Below are 3,228 nucleotides of genomic sequence, written 5' to 3'. Positions count from 1 at the left end.
GCAAGCGATCTCGAACGCCTCACCGACAGTTTTCACCTCAACCTGACCGCGTTCGGACTACTGTCGTTCTTTGTCGCCCTGTTCATCGTCAATTCTGCGATCGGGCTTGCGTTCGAGCAGCGCCTGCCGATGCTGCGGACGCTGCGCGCCTGCGGGGTGTCCGCGCGCCAGCTCAATACGGTGCTGGTGATCGAGCTGGTATCGCTGGCGCTGGTCGCAGGAATCCTGGGACTGGTCTGCGGTTACCTGATCGCAGCCGCGCTGCTGCCTGACGTCGCCGCCTCCTTGCGCGGACTCTACGGCGCACAAATTCCCGGTCAATTGACGCTCAAGGGCGAATGGTGGATCGCCGGCATCGCCATCAGCATTTTGGGTGCGTTGGCGGCTTCGGCCGCGAGCCTGATCAAGGCCATCCGCATGCCGGTGCTGGCTTCGGCGCAGCCCCGGGCCTGGCAACAGGCGCAACGCCGCTGGCTTGAGTTCCAGAGCATGCTGGCGCTCGCGGTTTTCGCGGCGGCCGGGTGCTTTCTCTGGTTCGGCGATTCCCTGATCTCGGGGTTTGCGGTGCTGGCGGCGCTCTTGCTCGGCGCCGCGCTGATTTTGCCGATGATCCTGGAATTCGCGCTTTCGCTTGGCCAGCGCAACGCACGGCGGCCGCTCAGCGTGTGGTTCTGGGCCGACAGCCGTCAGCAGCTTTCCGGGCTGTCGCTCGCCTTGATGGCGCTGCTGCTCGCGCTCGCGGTCAATGTCGGCGTCGGCACCATGGTGGAAAGTTTCAGCCGAACCTTCCTGGTCTGGCTCGACGGACGGCTGGCGGCCGATGTCTACATCAGCGCACCAAGCGATGCGCAGGCGACCGCGATCAAGGCATGGCTGGGCGGGCGTCCCGAGGTCGCGGCGATCCTGCCCGGCGGGCGCGCCGACGCGCAGCTGGGCGGTGCGCCAATCGAGGTGTTGGGTCTGGCCGATCACTCAACCTATCGGGATAACTGGCCGCTGCTGCAATCGGCGGCGAATGCCTGGAGCAGGCTTCGCCCCGGCGACGCGTGCCTCGTCAGCGAACAATTGGCCAGGCGCCTGAAGCTTGGCGTTGGCGACCGAGTCGAGATTCCCGCACCGGGCGGAAACTGGACGCTCGAAATCGTCGGCATCTACGCCGATTACGGCAATCCGAAGGGCCAGATCGCGGTCAACTTTGCCGCCCTGACACGGCGTTTTCCGGAAACACCGCGGACGCGGCTGGGCCTGCGTATCGCACCGCCGGCGATTCCGGCGCTGATCGCCGCGCTTCACGAACAATTCGGCCTCGATGACCGCAATGTCGCGGATCAGGCGACGATGAAGGCGGAATCAACCCGAATCTTCAACCGCACCTTTGCGGTGACCGCGGCGCTGAACGCCTTTACGCTCGGTGTCGCCGGCATCGCGCTGTTGACCAGCCTGCTCACCCTCAGCAATTCTCGCCTGCCGCAACTGGCGCCGTTGTGGGCGATCGGCATCACGCGGCGGCGGCTGGCCATGATCGAGCTTCTGAAGACGATGTCGGTCGCGCTGATCACCGCCTTGTTCGCGCTGCCGCTCGGCCTCTTGGTGGCGTGGTGCCTGCTGGCGGTGGTGAATGTGAAGGCCTTCGGGTGGCGGCTGCCGTTTCACCTCTTTCCCCTGCAGTTATTCGAGCTGCTCGGCGTCGCGATGGCGGCGGCGTTGTGTGCCGCACTGCTGCCGGTGCTGCGGCTGGCGCGCATGCAACCCACCAGCCTGATCAGGATATTTGCCGATGAGCGGTAGCTTCCCGATATCCCGCCGCGTTTTCGCTGGTGGCGCCATGCTTCTCGGGCTCGGCGGCAAAGCCATCGCGCAGGGCTTTGCCGGGCTCGGCGAAAGCACGGAAGGATTTGCGCCGGTCGTTCCCGGCAAGGTTTTTGCCTTCCCGGCCGATCACGGCCCGCATCCGGAATTCCGGATCGAGTGGTGGTATGTGACGGCGAATCTGGTCGACGCGAGCGGCGCCGCCTATGGCGTGCAATGGACGCTGTTTCGTCAGGCAACGAAGCCCGGCGCCCAACTCGAAGGCTGGGCCAACCAGCAGGTCTGGATGGGCCACGCCGCCGTCACCCGCGCCGATGCCCATCGGTACGGCGAGACCTTTGCGCGCGGCGGCGTCGGCCAGGCCGGCGTCGAGGCAAAGCCGTTGCTGGCCTGGATCGATTCCTGGGAAATGCGCGGGCTCGATGCGATGGATGACAACAACATCGCGCCGCTCGAGCTCACCGCATCGGCGGCGGATTTCAGCTACGCGCTCCGCCTCGATGCCGACCAACCGCTGGTGCTGCAGGGCAATGCCGGCTACAGCCGGAAATCGGAACGCGGGCAGGCTTCGTATTACTACAGCCAGCCTTACTTCAAGGTGGCCGGCCGCATCACCATCGACGACAGGCGGGTTGAAGTCACCGGCCGGGCCTGGATGGACCGCGAGTGGAGCAGCCAGCCGCTGGCGCCGGACCAGACCGGATGGGACTGGTTCTCGCTGCACCTGGATTCGGGCGAGAAACTCATGCTGTATCGGCTGCGCCAGAAGGACGGCCGCAACGACCTGTTCGGCAACTGGATCGAGCGCGACGGCCGTTCCGTCGAAATCGCATCGGCCGATAACCGCATCGCGCCGACCGTTTTGACCGACATCGAAGGCCGCAAGCTGCCGACCGGGTGGCGGATCGTCATTCCCGCGCATGGACTGAGGATCGAAACGCTCCCGCTGAATGCCGGGAGCTGGATGGGGACCAGCTTTCCCTATTGGGAAGGCCCGGTCAGCTTTGCCGGCAGTCACACCGGATTAGGTTATCTCGAGATGACCGGGTATTAAGTTCGAAAATGTTTCAAAGGGGATTCGATGTTTCATCTCACCGCGATCGTCACCTGCCTCGCCGTCCTGTTCTACTTCTTCACCGGCATCCAGGTGGCAAAGGCGCGCGCCGCCTTCGGTATCAAGGCCCCGGCCATCACGGGCCATCCCGACTTCGAGCGCGTGTTTCGCGTGCAGATGAACACGCTGGAATGGATGCCGGTCTTCCTGCCGTCGCTGTGGCTGTTCGCGATCTATGTCAGCGACCCGATCGCGGCGGCGCTTGGCGTCGTCTGGATCGCCGGACGTTTTCTTTACCTCACCGGCTATTCGCAAGCCGCCGAAAAACGCAGCCGAGGGTTTGGAATCCAGGCGCTGGCGTGCGG

General features: G+C 64.8%; 3 protein-coding genes. All 3 read left to right on the top strand.

The features are described 5' to 3' along the window. Positions 1-1,788: FtsX-like permease family protein (locus WCE35_RS09445; protein WP_424593078.1), on the top strand; the 1,788-nt coding region annotated here is incomplete at its 5' end. Beyond that, entirely contained in the window at positions 1,778-2,863 is a 1,086-nt protein-coding gene (locus WCE35_RS09440; RefSeq protein WP_424593077.1) for a lipocalin-like domain-containing protein, read from the top strand. The genes WCE35_RS09445 and WCE35_RS09440, both read left to right, overlap by 11 nt. 27 nt (positions 2,864-2,890) lie before the next feature. Next, the coding region (locus WCE35_RS09435) for an MAPEG family protein (RefSeq protein ID WP_424593076.1) at positions 2,891-3,228 on the top strand (338 nt) is incomplete at its 3' end.

This window comes from Bradyrhizobium sp., from assembly GCF_049691595.1.
Classification (GTDB): domain Bacteria; phylum Pseudomonadota; class Alphaproteobacteria; order Rhizobiales; family Xanthobacteraceae; genus Bradyrhizobium.
The sequence above is the reverse complement of the archived record's forward strand: the minus strand, read 5'-3'. Positions and strand labels throughout refer to the sequence as shown.

What these genes read in the sequence shown, in the direction of transcription:
- WCE35_RS09440 (WP_424593077.1), top strand. Translation starts at nt 1,778, where the DNA reads ATGAGCGGTAGCTTCCCGATATCCCGCCGCGTTTTCGCTGGTGGCGCC.